Genomic DNA, 16,851 nt, shown 5'->3' with positions numbered 1-16,851 from the left:
ATATCATGCCTGCGCTACGGATGCCTTCATGCCGCCAAAAAGTAAGAAGCCTCCCAATCTCTCGATTGGAAGGCTTCGCGGCGGTAGCTGCCCTTGCCTTTCTCCGGCCGTTCCTGACGGCAACGGAACAGGGGCTGGGCGACGATGGACTTGGCCTTGTTATGGCCTTGCTTGTTTGGTTTTTTGCTCATGAAGGTGGTTCCTGCGTTGGGACGGTGCGGGCTGCACTGTGCAGGCTTGGCCGTGGGCAGGCCAATTGATTGTTTATATGGTCGTGAGTGTCATCCAGGCCTCATGAGGCGGCTTGCCGGCCATGGCCAACAAGCGCGGGCTCTATAGGCAGGGCTTCGACTATTGGGCAGGCAGCGCTAGGCGCTGGCCGGCCATCAGTAGCACCAGGCGCGCCAGGCCTGTCCAGGGAGAACCTTGCGCCTGGCCCTTGATCTGGGCGTCGATACGCTGGGCGTCCTGCAGCAGCTGCGACCAGCGCTGGGCGGGTAACCGCTGCAGGGCCTTGCTAACCAAGGGGCGGCGTTTGTCCCAGATGGGTGGGCGTGCCTGGCTGAAGGCCTTGTCCAGGGGAACGCCCTGGCTGAACTGCTGGGCCAGGCCCGCCAGTTGCCGCAGTTCACGGGCCAGGGCCCAGAGGATCACCGGGGGCTCCACGCCTTCGCCGCGCAGGCCTTCGAGCATGCGCAAGGCATGGGCGGCTTCACCCTTGAGAATGGCGTCGACCAGCCCGAAGACATCGAAGCGCGCGCTGTCCGCCACCGCGGCCTGGACCGTTTCCAGGGTGATGACGTTGCCCTCGGCCAGCAGCTTGAGCTTTTCGATTTCCTGCGCGGCCGCGAGCAAGTTGCCCTCCACGCGCGCAGCAATCAGGTCCACGGCGTCACGCTGGGCACTCAGGCCTGCCTGTTGCAACCGCTGATTGATCCATTGGGGCAACTGATGCGCGTCCACGGGCCATATCTGGATGAACTGGCAATGATCACCCTCGACCAGTGCCTTGCCCCATTTGGTCTTCTGCGCGCTGGCATCGAGCTTTGGCAAGCTGATCAGCAGCAGCGTGTCTTCGGCAGGGCGGGCGCAGTATTCCAGCAACGCGGCAGCGCCCTTGTCACCCGGCTTGCCCGAGGGCAGGCGCAGTTCCAGCAGGCGTCGCTGGGCGAAAAGCGACAGGCTCGCACCCGCTTGCAGCAGGGTGCCCCAATCGAAGTTGGCATCGGCACTGAATACCTGGCGCTCGTCGAAACCTTGCTGGCGGGCGGCGCTGCGGATGGCGTCGGCCGCTTCCTGGCACAGCAACGGGTCATCGCCGCTGACCACGTAGACGGGCGCGAGTGAGCCTTGCAGGTGTTTGGTGAGTTGAGCGGGGGCGAGTTTCATGGCATCGGGGGCAGGGCGCCAGACAGCGCCCTGCACGGGCTCAGTTGCCCGGCACTTCCAGCGGCGACTGCTGCGGTGTCTCGGCCTGCTGGCGACGCGCGGCTTCCAGCGCATCCGCTTCGGCCTTGGCACGCTCATCGGCCTTGCGCTGCAATTCATCGAGCTGGGCAGGGGTGAGGTTTTGCAGGCGCACGATCATGGCATTGACCAAGTCGCGGCGCATCTCGTCACGGGCGCGTTTGGCATCCTGCTCGGAACCGGTGATGTTCGAGGCGTCACGCACATAGACCTTGCGCACTTCGACCTTGTCGCTGGTCAGCTCCAGGTTGTTCAGGCCCTGGATGCTGTAGTCCAGCTCGGTGGTGAGCTCGAATTCCGCCGTGCGGTTGCCGCTGTTGTAGGTAACGGCGCGCTGGCGCTCCTGTTCGTTGGTCAGCACCAGGCGGTAAGGTGCGCCTGCGTGGACGTTCACGCCGCTGCGCTCGAGCACTTCGCGCAGTTGAATCACGGTCGGGCCGTAAGCGTTGCGCGCGCTGACGTCCATCTCCTTGACGCTCATTTCGCTGGTGCCCGTGCCGCGCAGCTGGAACCCGCAGGCGCTGAGCATGACCGCCAGGCCAACTACCAGCAGATTGCGTTTGATCATGTTGTTGCTCCCTCGTGAGCCTGTTCCGCCCGTGCGCAGAGCCTGCGAACGGGCGTTGCCATCAGTTGGCGACGATATTGACCAGTTTGCCCGGCACTACGATGACCTTGCGGATAGCCAGGCCATCGATGAAGCGCAGGACATTCTCGTTGCTGCGCGCGGCGGCTTCGACTTCTTCGCGGCTGGCTGCGGCTGGCATCTCGATCTGGCCACGCAGCTTGCCATTGACTTGCACCACCAGGGTCACGGTGTCCTGTACCAGCGCGGCTTCATCCACTGCAGGCCAGGCGGCATCGATGACGGCCTGGTCATGGCCCAGTTGCTTCCACAGCTCGTGGGAGATGTGCGGCGTGATCGGGGCCAGCAGCAGGGTGACGGCTTCGAGGCCTTCCTGCAGCAGGGCACGGTCCTGCGCGGTGGCCTGTGGCGCTTTTTCCAGCACGTTCATCACGGTCATCACCTGGGCGATGGCGGTGTTGAACTTGTGGTGCTGGCCTACATCGGTACTGGCTTGCTTGATGGCGGCGTGGATGGCGCGGCGGATCACTTTCTGCGCGTCATCCAGGGTTGCCACCTCCAGCTTGCCAGGCAAGCCCTGGGCAACGTGGGCCTGAGCCAGGCGCCAGACGCGGCGCAGGAAGCGGCTGGCGCCCTCCACACCTGAGTCGGACCACTCCAGGCTCATGTCGGGCGGCGAGGCGAACATCATGAACAGGCGGCAGGTATCGGCGCCGTACTGTTCGATCATCGACTGGGGATCGACGCCGTTGTTCTTGGACTTGGACATCTTTTCGGTGCCGCCGATTTCAACCGGCAGGCCATCGGTCTTCAGGCGCGCGCCGACGATCTTGGCCTTGGCATCGCGCTCGACTTCGACATCGGCCGGGTTGAACCAGTCCTTGCCGCCGTTGCTGGCGACGCGGTAGTAGGTTTCGGCCACGACCATGCCCTGGGTCAGCAGGTTCTTGAACGGCTCGTTCGAGGTCACCAGGCCTTCGTCACGCATCAGCTTGTGGAAGAAGCGCGCATACAGAAGGTGCAGGATGGCGTGTTCGATGCCGCCGATGTACTGGTCGACCGGCAGCCAGTGGTTGGCCGCTTTCGGGTCTACCATGCCGCCTTCGTAGTTGGGCGAGGCGTAGCGCGCGAAGTACCACGAGGACTCGACGAAGGTGTCCATGGTGTCGGTTTCGCGCTTGGCCGCAGCGCCGCACTTGGGGCAGCTGCATTCGTAGAATTCGGGCATGCGCGCCAGCGGCGAGCCTGCACCGTCCGGTACCACGTTTTCGGGCAGGGTAACCGGCAACTGGTCTTCCGGCACCGGCACATCGCCGCAAGACGGGCAGTGGATGATCGGAATCGGGCAGCCCCAGTAACGCTGGCGGCTGATGCCCCAGTCGCGCAGGCGGAACTGGGTGCGGGACTTGCCCAGGTCCTTGCGCACCAGCGCCGCTTCGATGGCGTCGAAGGCGCCGGCGAAATCCAGGCCGTCGAATTCGCCGGAATTGATCAGCTGGCCATGCTCGCCATAGGCGGCCTGCCACTGGGCACCGACCTCGTCACCGGCACTGGTACGCACCACGGCCTTGACCGGCAGGTCGTACTTGCGGGCGAACTCGAAATCGCGTTCGTCGTGGGCTGGCACAGCCATGACTGCACCGTCGCCGTAGTGCATCAGCACGTAGTTGGCGACCCATACCGGCAGCTTCTCACCGGTGAGCGGGTGCTCAACCAGCAGGGAAGTGGCCATGCCCTTCTTTTCCTGGGTGGCCATGTCCGCTTCGGCCACGCTGCCGCCCTTGCATTCATCGATGAAGGCTTGCAGCGCCGGGTTGCCCTGGGCCGCCTGGGTGGCCAGCGGATGCTCGGCGGCGACTGCCACGTAGGTAGCGCCCATCAGCGTGTCCGGGCGGGTGGTGAAGACTTTCAGCGTGCCGGTGTGGCCAATGCTGGCCTGATCGTACGGGAACTGCACTTCCATGCCGCGGGACTTGCCGATCCAGTTGCGCTGCATGGTCTTGACCTGCTCAGGCCAGCCCGGCAGCTCGTCGAGGCTTTCCAGCAGCTCGTCGGCATAGTCGGTGATGCGGAAGTAGTACATCGGGATTTCGCGCTTTTCAATCAGCGCGCCGGAACGCCAGCCGCGTCCGTCGATGACCTGTTCGTTGGCCAGCACGGTCTGGTCAGCCGGGTCCCAGTTAACGGTGCCGTTCTTGCGATAGATGATGCCCTTCTCGAACAGGCGGGTGAACAGCCACTGCTCCCAACGGTAGTAGTCGGGCTTGCAGGTGGTGACCTCGCGGGCCCAGTCGATGGCAAGGCCCAGGCTCTTGAGCTGGGTCTTCATGTAGTCGATGTTTTCGTAGGTCCACTTGGCCGGGGCGACGTTGTTCTTCATCGCCGCGTTTTCGGCAGGCATGCCGAAAGCGTCCCAGCCCATTGGCTGCAGGACGTTCTTGCCCAGCATGCGCTGGTAGCGGGCAATAACGTCGCCGATGGTGTAGTTGCGCACGTGGCCCATGTGTAGCTTGCCGCTCGGGTACGGGAACATCGACAGGCAGTAGTACGTGTCCTTGCCTGGCTGTTCGGTAACAGCGAACGATTGTTGCTCGTCCCAGAATGTCTGGGCGGCGGCTTCGATATCACGGGGCGTGTATTGTTCGTGCATGGCTACTTTTGGCTGAGAGAGAGGAGACCTTTCCAGGCAGCGAACCTCGCTGCGTCCGGCACTCCGGTGTCATCGGGAGTGAACGCCGTAGCATACAGCAGCGCCGCGCATCGTGGGAAACGTTCGTTGCGAATGGCCGCTGGTCGCAGCGTCGGGCTGCTTTTCGCAACGACGCTAAGCTCTCGGGTGGGGGAGATAATCGTTATCTTCAATGAGGTGAACGAATGGGAGAGTCGCAGCTACCTGCAGGAAAACCAGAACTCTATGAGCGCCTGATCGATAGGCTCGGGCTTGCCCTGGATACAGCCAGAACGTCCATGCGGCTTCGGGACGAGGCGCCAGCCGAGTTGGAGTTGCGTGGTTTGAGCCGCGCCGAGTTCGAGGTGATCAAAACTTATCTGGATACCTTCCAGAAACGCGCCGACGAGGCTGCAAACCTTAGGCCGCAAGCTGAACCTGCGTCGGCCAGGATCATCTGGCTCAAGGACATCAAGCGCACAGTGCGCACGCCACGCCCACGCAAGGCCTCCCGCCGCTAGGGGTTTGCGCGGCGCCTTTCAAGGGTTTGCACAGTAATCCGACCTTGATCGACGCCGGCCATGTTGTTGGCCGGCGCCGATGCTTTTAGTCTGCACACCTTCGAAGGAGGTGTGCATGCCCATTCGGTATTTCATCAAACAGTGGTTGTTACCCCCAGGCGTGCTGTTTCTCCTGCTGCTTGCAGCCTGGTGGCTGCGCAGGCGTCGCCCCCGGCTGGCCGCTGTGTGCTTTGTGGCAGGGCTAGGCGGGCTGTGGATGACCAGCTTGCCGGTGGCCGTTCAGTACCTGGCAAGAGCCCTGGAGACGGAGCCTGCGCTAGCCGGGCAGGACTGGGCTGGCCTCAAGCAGCGGGCCGATGCCATCGTCGTGCTGGGCGCAGGGCGTGAACGGGGCGACCCTGCCTGGGCGGGTGTCGACCAGCCGACGCCCACGGCCTTGGAGCGGCTGCGCTTTGCCGCTCGCCTGGCCAAGGCGTCCGGGCTACCGGTGCTGACCAGCGGCGGGCTGCACTACGGCACACCACCCAGCGAGGCGCAGCTGATGGCCGACAGCCTGCATGACGACTTCGGCATTGAGGTGAAGTGGTTGGAGCAGGCGAGCCGCACCACCTGGGAAAATGCCCAGCACTCGGCGAGTGTGCTTGAGCCGTTGGGGATACGCCGCGTCGTGGTGGTGACCCAGGCCTGGCACATGCAGCGCTCACGCTGGAGCTTCGAGCAGGCAGGTTTCGAAGTGGTACCCGCGCCAGTCGGCTTCCTCGGCCGTGATCCGGCGCGGCCATTCGGTGGTTGGCTGCCGGAAAGCCGGGCCATGTGGCAGAGCGGGCAGTTGCTCAATGAGGTGGCTGGGCTGGTGGGGTATCGGTTGTTCTACTGAAAGGGCTGAGCAACAGCCCCTTGGAACGTCAACTTCAAAGCCCCGTCACACTGCCCTGGCCACACGCCCGGCCATCAACGCCCAGACCAGCAGCAACCCACAAACGATTGCAAGCGGCCAGGAACGCCATTGCAGATAAGGCGTCAGCTGCTGCATCGGCACCACCTCGCCGTACATCACTGCCTGCTGGAACTGAGGCACTTGGGTCGTGATGCGCCCGAACGGGTCGATCAAGGCCGTCACGCCATTGTTGGTGGCCCGGATCATCCAGCGGCCGGCTTCAAGCGCACGCATCTGGGCCATCTGCAAGTGCTGCAGCGGGCCTATGGAAGTGCCGAACCAGGTGTCGTTGCTGATGGTCAGCAGCAAGTCGCTACGTGCCGCCAGGCCGGCGGCAAACTCGGGGTAGACCACCTCGTAGCAGATATAAGGCGCGATCTGATAACCCTTGGCCTGGAGCAGCGGTTGGTCCTCAGGGCCCCGGGCGAAATCCGACATGGGCAGGTTGAAGAACTCGATCAGCCCCCGCAGCATGTCCTGCAGCGGGACATATTCACCAAAGGGCACCAGCTTCTGCTTGAGGTAGGTGCCGTCGCCTTCGCCCGTGACGGTGATGCCGTTGAAGTAGCGACGCTGACGGTGCACCACCTCGCGAACCGGCACGCCGGTGATCAGGGCCGAATGCCGGTCTGCGGCGAAGCGCCCCATGATGTCGATGTATCCTTGCGCCTGGTCCTTGAGCACAGGTACCGCCGTTTCCGGCCAGATCAACAAGTCCGCAGGTTTTGAACTGAAACTCAGGTCGCGGTACAGGGCCAACTGGGCGTCGATATGCGCCGGGTCCCACTTCACGTCCTGTTCGACGTTGCCCTGAATGGCAGCGACCTTGAGTGGGTCGCCTGCCGGAGTAGTCCAGGCATGCCCTTTGAGTGCCAATCCTACTGCCCAGGGAGTGAGCAGCAGCACGCAGGCGATGGCAAGAAAGCCCGGGCGGGTACGCAAACGGTTGAGGTTGCACAGCAGCGCAGCCGTCAGGGCCAACGCAAACGACACCAGCCACACCCCGCCCAGAGGCGCCAGGCCGGCCAGCGGGCCGTCCAGCTGACTGTAGCCTGCGTACAACCACGGGAAGCCGGTGAGGAACCAGCCACGAAACGCCTCTTGCGCCACCCACAGGGCAGCAAAGCCCAGGGCATCGGCAAGCGGCGCCTCGTTGCGCCGCAACCAGCGTGCCCACAACCAGGTGGGCAGCGCAAAGAACCAGGCCAAGGCCGCAAAGAACGCAACCAGCAGCGCGATGGCCAACAGCGGCGAGGCGCCGCCGTAGTTCGTCATGCTGACGTAGATCCACCAGGTGCCGGCGCCGTAGAGGCCGAAGCCGAACCACCAGCCACGCCACAGGGCCTGGCGCGGGCTAAGCTCGCGCAGGCCCAGGTAGAGCACGGCGATGGACAACAGCGCCAGTGGCCACAGATCGAATGGCGCCAGGGCCAGGAGGGTAGAAGCGCCGGCCGCCAGGGCCAGCAGGTTACCGGGCCAGCCGGGGCGGGTGATCCAGCGCATGTCGTTCCTTAACGGTTGATCGGGGTCAGGCGCAGCAGGTGTATCCGGCGGCTGTCGGCGTTGAGCACGCGGAACTTGTACGCGCCGATTTCGGTGGTTTCGTTGCGCTTGGGCAGATGGCCGAATGCACTCATCACCAAACCGCCGACGGTGTCGAACTCATCGTCGGAGAACGCGCTGTCGAAGGACTCGTTGAAGTGCTCGATCGGCGTCAGCGCCTTGACCAGGAAGTCGCCGTTGGGCAGCGGCTTGATGTAGCTGTCCTCTTCGACGTCGTGTTCGTCTTCGATATCACCGACGATCTGTTCGAGCACATCCTCGATGGTCACCAGGCCAGCCACGCCGCCGTATTCATCGATGACGATGGCCATGTGGTTGTGGTTGGCGCGAAACTCGCGCAGCAGCACGTTCAGGCGCTTGGACTCGGGCACGAAAGTGGCCGGGCGCAGCAGCGTCTTGATGTCGAAGTTGTCGCCGTTCTCCTTGAGAATCAGCGGCAGCAGGTCCTTGGCGAGCAGGACACCGAGCACATCGTCATGGCTTTCGCCGATTACCGGGTAGCGCGAGTGCGCCGCGTCGATCACCGCCGGCAGGAACTCGCGAGGCGACTGGCCAGCCTTGATGCTGTTCATCTGCGAGCGCGGCACCATGATGTCACGCACTTGAAGGTCCGCCACCTGGATGGCACCTTCGACGATGGTCAGCGCCTCGCTGTCCAGCAGCTTGTTCTGATGTGCTTCGCGCAGCAGCTCCAGGAGCTCCTGGCGGTTTTTCGGCTCATGGGCAAAAGCCTGGGTCAGTTTACCCAGCCAGGACTTCTGCCCGTTGCTCGATCGATCTTCGCTCATGGCGGTTCTCGTGATCCTTGGTCTATCAGTGTGGGGTTGATTCGGTTTCGTCATCGGCGTATGGGTCCGGGTGACCCAGTTGCGCTAGCAATTCTCGTTCCAGGCTTTCCATCTCCTCGGCTTCCTCATCCTCGATGTGGTCGTAACCGAGCAGATGCAGGCAGCCGTGTATGACCAGGTGCGCCCAGTGCGCCGCCAGCGACTTGCCTTGCTCGGCCGCCTCGCGTTCGACCACCGCGACGCAGATCACCAGGTCGCCCAGCAAGGGGATGTCGAGCAATTCGTCTGGCACGTCGGCCGGGAAGGACAACACGTTGGTCGCATAGTCCTTGTGCCGATACGTGTGATTAAGCTCGCGCGCTTCCGCTTCGTCCACAAGACGAATGGTCATCTCCGAGTCGGCCTTGCGTTGCTGCAAGGCCAGCTCGCACCAGCGGCGAAAGTCGGCATCGACCGGGGCGACAGCCTGTGTCGCCCGTTGTATGTCCAGTTCAAGCATTTTTGCCGGGCGCCTCGGGAGTGGCCTGGCGGGCTTCGAAGCGGTCATAGGCCTCTACGATGCGCTGCACCAAGGGGTGACGTACCACGTCCTTGGGCTGGAAGTGGGTGAAACTGATGCCCGGCACGTCCCGCAGCACTTCGATCACATGCGCCAGGCCCGACTTGGTGCCCCGGGGCAGGTCGACCTGGGTGATGTCGCCGGTGATCACCGCCGTGGAGCCGAAGCCGATACGGGTGAGGAACATCTTCATCTGCTCGAGCGTGGTGTTCTGGCTTTCGTCGAGAATGATGAAGCTGTTGTTCAGGGTGCGACCGCGCATGTAGGCAAGCGGCGCAATTTCGATGACCTGACGCTCGATCAGCTTGGCCACGTGCTCGAAGCCCAGCATTTCATAAAGGGCATCGTAGAGCGGGCGCAGATAAGGGTCGATCTTCTGTGCAAGGTCGCCAGGCAGGAACCCGAGCTTCTCGCCAGCTTCAACGGCCGGGCGCACCAGCAGGATGCGGCGAACCTGTTCACGTTCCAGTGCGTCGACAGCACACGCCACGGCCAGGTACGTCTTGCCGGTACCGGCCGGGCCGATGCCGAAGTTGATGTCGTTGGCCAGGATCTCCTTGACGTAGCGCTGCTGGTTGGCGCCCCGTGGTCGGATATTGCCCTTGCGTGTGCGCAGCGAGACGCTGACCTCGTTCACCGCCGGGTTGTCGATGTGCTCGACGGCCGATTCCTGAAGGTACAGGTGCACGGTTTCCGGCGACAGCTCGGTGGCCTGGGTCTCGCGGTAGAGACGGCGCAGCAGTTGCTCGGCAGCATGGGTGGTCTTGGATTCGCCGATCAGTTCGAACTGATTGCCGCGGTTGCGGATCTCGATGGCAAGGCGTTGTTCGATCAAGCGCAGGTGCTCGTCGAACTGGCCACACAAGTTGGCGAAACGGTGGGCCTCGAAAGGTTCGAGGATGAAACGATGGGGTTCGATGGGTGCGTTCAAGGTCGTTTTTAGCCGCCCGACGGCAATGAGTGTGAGCTCAAGAATAACCCTTGAATGGCAGTGGCGAAAGTCCTGATGGGCTCAACGGCATTCTGCAAGCAAAGCCTAGGGCAGCGGGGAGAACGGCGAGCGACCCTCGGCGTTCTGCAGCTCGAGCAGGTACTTGCGGAAGATCTGGCCGAGCACCTGCGTCGCATGCTCCAGGTCGTCCCTGGGCATCTGTTCGGTGACTTCGTCCGCCATGTCCAGGGCATCTTCAGCGCCGTTGACTGCCGCCATCTTCAACAGGATGTAGGCCTGCACGTTGTTGGCCTTGACCCCTTCGCCGCGGAAAAACATCGACCCAAGGCGGTACTGGGCCTCGGCATGGCCTTGCAGGGACGCTTTCTGGTACCAGTCCAGTGCCTTATTGAGGTTTTTCGGCGCTTGCGCATAGAAGTACTCGCCCAGCTCGTACTGTGCCTGGGCATCGCCGGCATCGGCCACCTGTTCACAGGTTTTGAGTGCGCTGGCCAGGTCCTGCGGCTGCACGTTCAAGGTGCAGCGACCCGTCGTCGGGATGAGCAACGAGTTACCGCCCTCCGCCAGGGCCAGCAGGGGCTGGAGAAGCAACAGGCAGCCCAGGGTGAGGGCGCGGCCGGTGCGGTTCATGGGGATCGACTTACCTCTGCAAAGCTGCGGCCAATGTCTCTGGTGGCACATTATGGGATAAGCAGCGCCAACCTTACAAAGTTTTACTCGAATTTATGTCGGCGTGGCGAAACAGGCTGATGGCAGGACCCCTTCGTTACCTGTATGGCCTCATTGCACATGCGCCCGTTCCCATGGGGTATGCCCCTGGCGATGGCCGGTATACCCACCGTGATAGCGGGTACTACCAGCTACCAAGGTGGGAAGGCGCCGGGTTACTTCAGGGCTGCGAAGGCCTTTTCAGCCGCATCCAGGGTGATCTGCAGCTCTTTGTCGCCATGAACGATGGAGGTGAAGCCAGCCTCGAACGCGCTCGGCGCCAGGTACACGCCACCCTCGAGCATCAGGTGGAAGAACTGCTTGAAGCGACCGGCGTCACTGGCCATTACGTCATCGAAGGTGACGATGTCGTCGGCCCCGCTGAAGTACAGGCCGAACATGCCGCCAGCCTGAGTGGTCACGAACGGCACGCCGGCAGCATCGGCGCGCTGTTGCAGGCCGTCGAGCATGCGGCTGGTGTAGTCAGTCAGCTCGGCGTGGAAGCCCGGGCGGCTGATCAGCTTGAGCGTGGTCAGGCCGGCGGCCATGGCCAGCGGGTTGCCCGACAGCGTACCCGCCTGGTAGACCGGGCCCAGCGGGGCGATGCAGCCCATGATTTCGCGTTTGCCGCCGAAGCAGCCGACCGGCATGCCGCCGCCGACGATCTTGCCGAAGGTCGACAGGTCGGGGGTAATGCCGTAGTGCGCCTGCGCACCACCCAGCGAAACCCGGAAACCGGTCATCACTTCATCGAAGATCAACACCACCCCATGCTTGTCGCACTGCTCGCGCAGGCCTTCGAGGAAGCCCGGCGCCGGCGGTACGCAGTTCATGTTGCCGGCAACCGGCTCGACGATAATGCAGGCTACGGTCTGGCCCACTTCAGCCAGCGTCTTCTCGACGGCGGCGATGTCGTTGAAGGGCAGCGTCAGGGTGTGCTTGGCGAAGTCGGCGGGCACGCCGGCCGAGCTGGGCACGCCTTGGGTCAGCAGACCGGAACCGGCCTTGACCAACAGGCTGTCGGAGTGGCCATGGTAGCAGCCTTCGAACTTGATGATCGCGTCACGGCCGGTGTAGCCACGGGCCAGGCGGATGGCGCTCATGGTCGCTTCGGTACCCGAGCTGACCATGCGCACCATTTCCATGGAAGGCACCAGCGAGCACACCAGGTCTGCCATTTCGGTTTCCATGGCGGTCGGGGCGCCATAGGACAGCCCGTGTTCCAGCTGGCGACGTACCGAGTCCAGCACGTCAGGGTGGCCATGGCCCAGGATCATCGGGCCCCAGGAGCCCACGTAGTCGACGTAGCGCTTGTCATCTTCGTCGACGACGTAGGCGCCCTCGGCATGCTTGAAGAACAATGGGGTGCCGCCCACGCTCTTGAACGCGCGCACGGGCGAGTTCACACCACCGGGGATGTGTTTCTGGGCTTGGGCGAAAAGTGCTTCGGAACGGGACATGGAAAGTTCTCTCGAATCAGGATGCGAACAAGGCATTGAAGGCGCGGGCGCGGCGGGTGACTTCCTGCGCACTGTCGGCACCGAACAAGCCGTGGATCACCGCCAGCAGGTCGGCACCGTGGTGCACCAGTGCGGCGGCATTGTCGAGGGTGACCCCGCCGATGGCGGCGATCGGCAGGTTCACCTGGGCGCGAGCCTGCGCCAGAAGACGGACGTCGGCAGCCGGAGCGCCGGGTTTGGTGCTGGAGGTGAAAAAGCGGCCGAAGGCGACGTAGCTGGCGCCTTCGCGGGCTGCCTGGTCGGCCAGGTCGAGGCTGGCATGGCAGGTCGAGCCGATGATCGCCGCGCTGCCCAGCAGGGCGCGTGCAGGGGTCAGCGGCCCATCGGTTTGCCCCAGGTGTACGCCCACGCCAAGGTGCCTGGCCAGTTGGGCATCGTCGTTGATGAGCAGCTGAGTGCCATAGCGCTCGCACAATTGCTGGAGTGCCTGCGCTTCACGCAAGCGCCGCGCGGCGTCATCGCTTTTGTCCCGGTACTGCAGAAGGCATACACCCCCTTCGAGCGCTGCCTCCACATGAGACAGGAATCGGCCGGCCAGCAGTTGGCTGTCGGTGATGGCATACAGGCCGCGTAGGGTCATCGAGCACCTCGAGTCAGGAGCAGAAATCCAGAGGCAGGCGCCGAGGCACGAACTGGCCCCGTCCCAACTGCTCCGCATCGCGCAGGGTGCGCCAGGTGTAGTCCAGGGCGGTGCGCACGGCGCTTTCCAGGTGCTCGCCCAAGGCCAGTCGACCCGCCAGGGCGCTGGCCAGGGTGCAGCCCGAACCGTGGTAGCTGCCCGGCAGGCGTTGGCAGGTCGAGGTGCTGCGGTGACCGTCGCGGCTGTACAGACGGTTGTGGATTTCGACCTCGTCGCCGTGTCCGCCGGTGATCAGCACGTGCGGGCAGAACTCCAGCAGCCTGGCAGCGCACTCGTCGGCGCTGCCTTCGGGCAACTCGGCGAGAATGCGGGCTTCGGGCAGGTTTGGCGTGGTGATGGTCGCCAGCGGCAACAGGCGTTCACGCAGGGCATAGCCTACTTCATCCTTGCCCAGGCGCCCGCCGCCGCCTGCGCGCAGCACCGGATCGCACACCAACGGCAGGTGCGGGTGCGCAGCCAGCAGCTCGGCCACGGTATCGACCATGTCGATCGAGCCGAGCATGCCCAGCTTGACCGCAGCCACCGTGGAGTCGGTGAGCACGGCATTGGCCTGGGCCAGCACCCACTCACGGTCGAGCACGCGGAAGTCGGAGACATTGACGGTATCCTGCACGGTCAGGGCGGTCACCGCGGGCGCGGCATGACAACCTTGTGCAAGCAGGGCTTCGATATCTGCCTGCAAGCCGGCGCCGCCACTGGGGTCGTGGCCGGAGAGACAGAGGACAACGGGGCGGGAGGCGTAGGTATTCATGGTCGGCGAGCTTACCACCAAACCTGTTTGTGCGGACCTTGCCCGTGCAGGTCGGTGGATTTTTTGGTGCGAGATGGGCAACGCTCAACGCCGCTTATGCCCGTGCCAGAGCGGTCCTGTGGGTTTTGTGCCGCCGCTCGATGCACCTAGAAGCTGTGCTAGAGTGCGCAGATAAATCGATAAACAGGTTCTGCAGGATTTCGTCGTCTCAAACGGAAAGGGGGCAACCGCGACGCGACCGGACAGGCCATGCTGGGGCTGTATGCGCTATTTGCTGATTATGCTCATGGGTTTGCTGCCCGCATTCGCCGAGGCGGTGGACATCACCGCGGCCACCCGTCACCTGCCTCTGGGCAAGGTCATGCAGGTCTACGAAGACCCGGACGGCAGCGCCAGCATCACGGAGGTCAGTGCGCCCGACTTCGCACAGCATTTTCTTTCCCACCCTGAAGACGTGCTCAATGCCGGGTTTTCCAAGTCGGTGTTCTGGCTCAAGCTCGAGCTGCACCCTGACGCGGAGCCGGGCATGCCCCGGCACTGGTTGCTGGAACTGGCCTACCCACCCCTCGACCACCTCGAGCTTTACCTGAAGGGCCCGGACGGGCGCTTTCACCTGGCCCAGCGCACCGGTGACGCACTGCCTTACTCAAGTCGGGAGGTTCGGCAGGACAATTACCTGTTCAACCTGCAATTGCCGCCTGGGCAGGTCACCACCGTCTTCCTGCGGCTGCATAGCCAGGGCTCGGTGCAGGCGCCGCTGGCCCTCTGGTCGCCCCAGGCCTACCTGGAAGCCCAGGCCACGCGCCTGTATGTGCTGGGGATGATCTACGGGGTGCTGTTGGTGATGCTGGTGTACAACCTGTTCCTGTACCTGAGCGTGCGGGACGTCAGCTACCTGTACTACATCCTCTACATCGCCTCCTTCGGTCTTTACCAGGTCTCGGTCAATGGCGCCGGCATCGCTTACCTGTGGCCCGACAGCCCATGGTGGGCCAATGCCTGCACACCGTTGTTCGTCGGCGCAGCTGCGCTGTTCGGCTCCCAGTTCGCCCGGCATTTTCTGCAACTTCGCCATCAAAGCCGCGGCTTCGACCGGTTGCTGCAGGCGCTGATGCTGGGCGGTGCCGTGGTGATGGTGCTGGCCGTGAGCGTGCCCTATGGCGTGGCCATGCGCCTTGCCACCGCCTTGGCGCTCGTGTTCAGCCTGGGCGTTTTGTGTGCAGGGCTCAACGCCTGGCGGCGCGGGCTGCGCGTGGCGCGCTGGTTCATCATCGCCTGGACCGCGTTCCTGCTCGGGGGGCTGGTCAACACGCTGATGGTGCTGGGCTACCTGCCGAACATGTTCCTGACCATGTATGCCAGTCAGTTGGGTGCTGCGCTGGAAGTGGCGTTGCTATCGCTGGCCCTGGCCGACCGCATCAAGACGCTGCGCGATGAGCAGGCCCGTACCCTGCGTGAAACGGGGCAGCAACTGGAGCTACTCAACCAGCAACTGGCCAACAGCAACCGGCTCAAAGACGAGTTTCTGGCCTGCGCCACCCACGAACTGCGCACCCCAATGAATGGCGTGATCGGTTCCCTGGAGTTGATGCATACCCTGCCGATGGACGCGGAAATGGCCCGCTTTCATCAGACAGCGGTGGGTTCGGCCCAGGGCATGATGAACATGGTCGACGCCATCCTGACCTTGTCCGAACTCCAGGCAGGGCGGCTGCGTGCGCAGCCAGCACCTTTCGACCTGCGGGCACTGCTGCACGGCGTGCGCGCTGGCTATGCCGGCCAGGCACTGGGCAAGGGCCTGTATTTAAGTGTGGACATCCCGGCGGACCTGCCCGACCGACTGGTGGGCGATGGGCCGAAGCTGGCCCGCTGCCTGGGATGTCTGGTGGACAATGGCCTGAAATTCACCCATCAGGGTGGTGTGATGATCCAGGTTCGCGGACAGCACAGGGGGCCTAATCAACTGGCCTTGACGTTTACCGTGAGCGACACGGGTATCGGTTTCGAAGACCTTGACCAGTCGATTCTTTACCAGCGGTTTTTCCAGGTGGATGGGTCCATGACCCGGCGCTACGGCGGGTTGGGCATTGGCCTTGCCATCTGCCGGCAGATGAGCGAATTGCTGGGGGCACGGCTGTCACATCAATCGGCGCCTGGGGTGGGCAGTCGGTTCGAGATGAGTGTGGAGTTGGCGATTTCGCAGGGGCAGGTGGCTGTGCAGGGGAGTGAGGGGCGGCGTTGGCGGTAAGCATCGGTAGGTTAGGACGATTTGCTGTTAGCTAAATGGACAGTGCGATAACGTGGGCGTGCGACTCGGGGTATCAAAGAAAGTAAGAACCTATGATTAACCAGCCGAAGGCGACTGTGTTCAGCCATGAGGCGGCCACAATCCGCTTTCTCATGGATGGTGGAAATTGCTCATAGTCTTGTGCGTCAAGCATGCCTTGTCGAATACCTGATTTTGGATACTTTATGACCCCGGCGACCATGAATGTCACAAACATTCTCGCACGCAAAGTCTTTTCACCACAAAGGGTGACAATAAAGGGTAGGCACGCACTGCGCTGCAGGGCCCCAATCATGATTTTGTATTCTTTGGAGCCTGCGATACGCAGATCCATGACGAGGCCAGTCAGTCCGAGGGCAAAGGGAGTGGCAAGAAAAAGTAATTGAAACGTAATGTCAAAATTCTTGATCATTCTCAAGGCCTCGAAAGTTTTCGCTTAATTGCATGCACGAAGGCTTCCCGTCAGAGGCGCTGTTGCAGGGGTCAAGATGTCATATGCAGCACCGTCAAGGCAGTTCTTCTGGAAGAAATAAGTATCACTTCATTAGCTGCTTTGGCCCCGACCATTTTGGGCAAGCCAAAATCGTCAGGCTCAGTAAATAGTGTTCTTCAACATGGCTTTGTATTCCCGTCCGCCGTGCGAGCTTCGAGTACCTGGCCTACTTGCCAGCTCGCCCAGATGCGTCGAATACCCAATCATCAGCGTGGATCCATGGTGCGTGTAATGAGTAAACAGTTTCACCTTGGTAGTAGGAAAAAGTAACCGACTGTTAGCCAAGTGAACGCTACTGTGTTCAGCCAGGATGCGGTGTTGATCTTCTTTTTAAGGGAGGCTGGAAAATTCTGGTAATCGAGTGGATCAAGCGCACCTTTGCGAATGTGGTAGGTTGGAAATGCTATGAGC

16 protein-coding genes are annotated in these 16,851 nt (G+C 62.7%); 3 read left to right on the top strand and 13 right to left on the bottom strand.

The features are described 5' to 3' along the window. Nucleotides 1-26: 26 nt before the first annotated feature. From arfA to leuS, 4 genes are all read right to left on the bottom strand, one after another. A complete protein-coding gene (gene arfA / locus ACF8R3_RS12545; protein ID WP_027915252.1) occupies nt 27-191 on the bottom strand; it encodes an alternative ribosome rescue factor ArfA in 165 nt (54 codons plus the stop codon). Between the two features lie 160 nt (nt 192-351). Further along, entirely contained in the window at nt 352-1,389 is a 1,038-nt protein-coding gene (gene holA, locus ACF8R3_RS12540) for a DNA polymerase III subunit delta (RefSeq protein WP_058603540.1), read from the bottom strand. A 40-nt stretch (nt 1,390-1,429) separates the two neighbouring features. Continuing rightward, the gene (gene lptE, locus ACF8R3_RS12535; protein ID WP_145253609.1) at nt 1,430-2,035 is read right to left on the bottom strand and encodes an LPS assembly lipoprotein LptE; all 606 of its coding nucleotides are present in this window, start codon (nt 2,033-2,035) and stop codon (nt 1,430-1,432) included. A gap of 61 nt (nt 2,036-2,096) precedes the next feature. Beyond that, nucleotides 2,097-4,703, bottom strand: a complete 2,607-nt coding sequence (gene leuS / locus ACF8R3_RS12530; protein ID WP_145253606.1) for a leucine--tRNA ligase — start codon at nt 4,701-4,703, stop codon at nt 2,097-2,099. Between the two features lie 224 nt (nt 4,704-4,927). Between leuS and ACF8R3_RS12525 the strand changes: the two genes are divergently transcribed. Beyond that, nucleotides 4,928-5,242 (top strand): hypothetical protein, encoded by a 315-nt coding sequence (locus tag ACF8R3_RS12525; RefSeq protein ID WP_078477937.1) that lies wholly within the window; start codon nt 4,928-4,930, stop codon nt 5,240-5,242. Between the two features lie 115 nt (nt 5,243-5,357). Further along, entirely contained in the window at nt 5,358-6,119 is a 762-nt protein-coding gene (locus ACF8R3_RS12520; RefSeq protein WP_058638958.1) for a YdcF family protein, read from the top strand. Between the two features lie 45 nt (nt 6,120-6,164). Here the strand turns inward: ACF8R3_RS12520 and lnt are convergent, their stop codons facing one another. The 8 genes from lnt to ACF8R3_RS12480 all read right to left on the bottom strand — a co-directional run bounded on the left by lnt (nt 6,165) and on the right by ACF8R3_RS12480 (nt 13,660). Further along, complete coding sequence (gene lnt, locus ACF8R3_RS12515; protein WP_100850736.1) at nt 6,165-7,682, bottom strand: apolipoprotein N-acyltransferase; 1,518 nt, start codon at nt 7,680-7,682, stop codon at nt 6,165-6,167. An 8-nt stretch (nt 7,683-7,690) separates the two neighbouring features. After that, nucleotides 7,691-8,530 (bottom strand): HlyC/CorC family transporter, encoded by an 840-nt coding sequence (locus ACF8R3_RS12510; RefSeq protein WP_023534628.1) that lies wholly within the window; start codon nt 8,528-8,530, stop codon nt 7,691-7,693. A gap of 25 nt (nt 8,531-8,555) precedes the next feature. After that, a complete protein-coding gene (gene ybeY, locus ACF8R3_RS12505) occupies nt 8,556-9,029 on the bottom strand; it encodes an rRNA maturation RNase YbeY (protein ID WP_058638960.1) in 474 nt (157 codons plus the stop codon). Beyond that, nucleotides 9,022-10,020 (bottom strand): PhoH family protein, encoded by a 999-nt coding sequence (locus tag ACF8R3_RS12500; RefSeq protein ID WP_028687151.1) that lies wholly within the window; start codon nt 10,018-10,020, stop codon nt 9,022-9,024. Before ACF8R3_RS12500 ends, ybeY begins: the two co-directional genes overlap by 8 nt. Before the next feature lie 105 nt (nt 10,021-10,125). Continuing rightward, entirely contained in the window at nt 10,126-10,671 is a 546-nt protein-coding gene (locus tag ACF8R3_RS12495) for a tetratricopeptide repeat protein (protein WP_058603547.1), read from the bottom strand. A gap of 254 nt (nt 10,672-10,925) precedes the next feature. Then, on the bottom strand, nt 10,926-12,209 hold the full coding sequence (hemL, locus tag ACF8R3_RS12490) for a glutamate-1-semialdehyde 2,1-aminomutase (RefSeq protein WP_058638961.1): 1,284 nt from the start codon (nt 12,207-12,209) through the stop codon (nt 10,926-10,928). Between the two features lie 16 nt (nt 12,210-12,225). Next, nucleotides 12,226-12,849 (bottom strand): thiamine phosphate synthase, encoded by a 624-nt coding sequence (gene thiE / locus ACF8R3_RS12485; RefSeq protein WP_058638962.1) that lies wholly within the window; start codon nt 12,847-12,849, stop codon nt 12,226-12,228. 13 nt (nt 12,850-12,862) lie between these two features. Further along, nucleotides 12,863-13,660: a hydroxymethylpyrimidine/phosphomethylpyrimidine kinase gene (locus tag ACF8R3_RS12480; RefSeq protein ID WP_058638963.1), complete on the bottom strand. Its 798-nt coding sequence runs from the start codon at nt 13,658-13,660 to the stop codon at nt 12,863-12,865. 262 nt (nt 13,661-13,922) lie between these two features. Here ACF8R3_RS12480 and ACF8R3_RS12475 point away from each other — a divergent pair, with 262 nt between their 5' ends. Continuing rightward, nucleotides 13,923-15,908 (top strand): hybrid sensor histidine kinase/response regulator, encoded by a 1,986-nt coding sequence (locus ACF8R3_RS12475; protein WP_197844435.1) that lies wholly within the window; start codon nt 13,923-13,925, stop codon nt 15,906-15,908. Nucleotides 15,909-15,981: 73 nt separating this feature from the next. On the opposite strand, the gene ACF8R3_RS12470 is transcribed toward ACF8R3_RS12475, so the two are convergent. Next, on the bottom strand, nt 15,982-16,359 hold the full coding sequence (locus ACF8R3_RS12470) for a hypothetical protein (RefSeq protein WP_392515676.1): 378 nt from the start codon (nt 16,357-16,359) through the stop codon (nt 15,982-15,984). Nucleotides 16,360-16,851 lie beyond the last annotated feature (492 nt).

The sequence above is a fragment of the Pseudomonas sp. FYR_7 genome, assembly GCF_043106155.1.
In the GTDB taxonomy this organism is placed as follows: Bacteria; Pseudomonadota; Gammaproteobacteria; order Pseudomonadales; family Pseudomonadaceae; genus Aquipseudomonas; species Aquipseudomonas parafulva_B.
The sequence above is the reverse complement of the archived record's forward strand: the minus strand, read 5'-3'. Positions and strand labels throughout refer to the sequence as shown.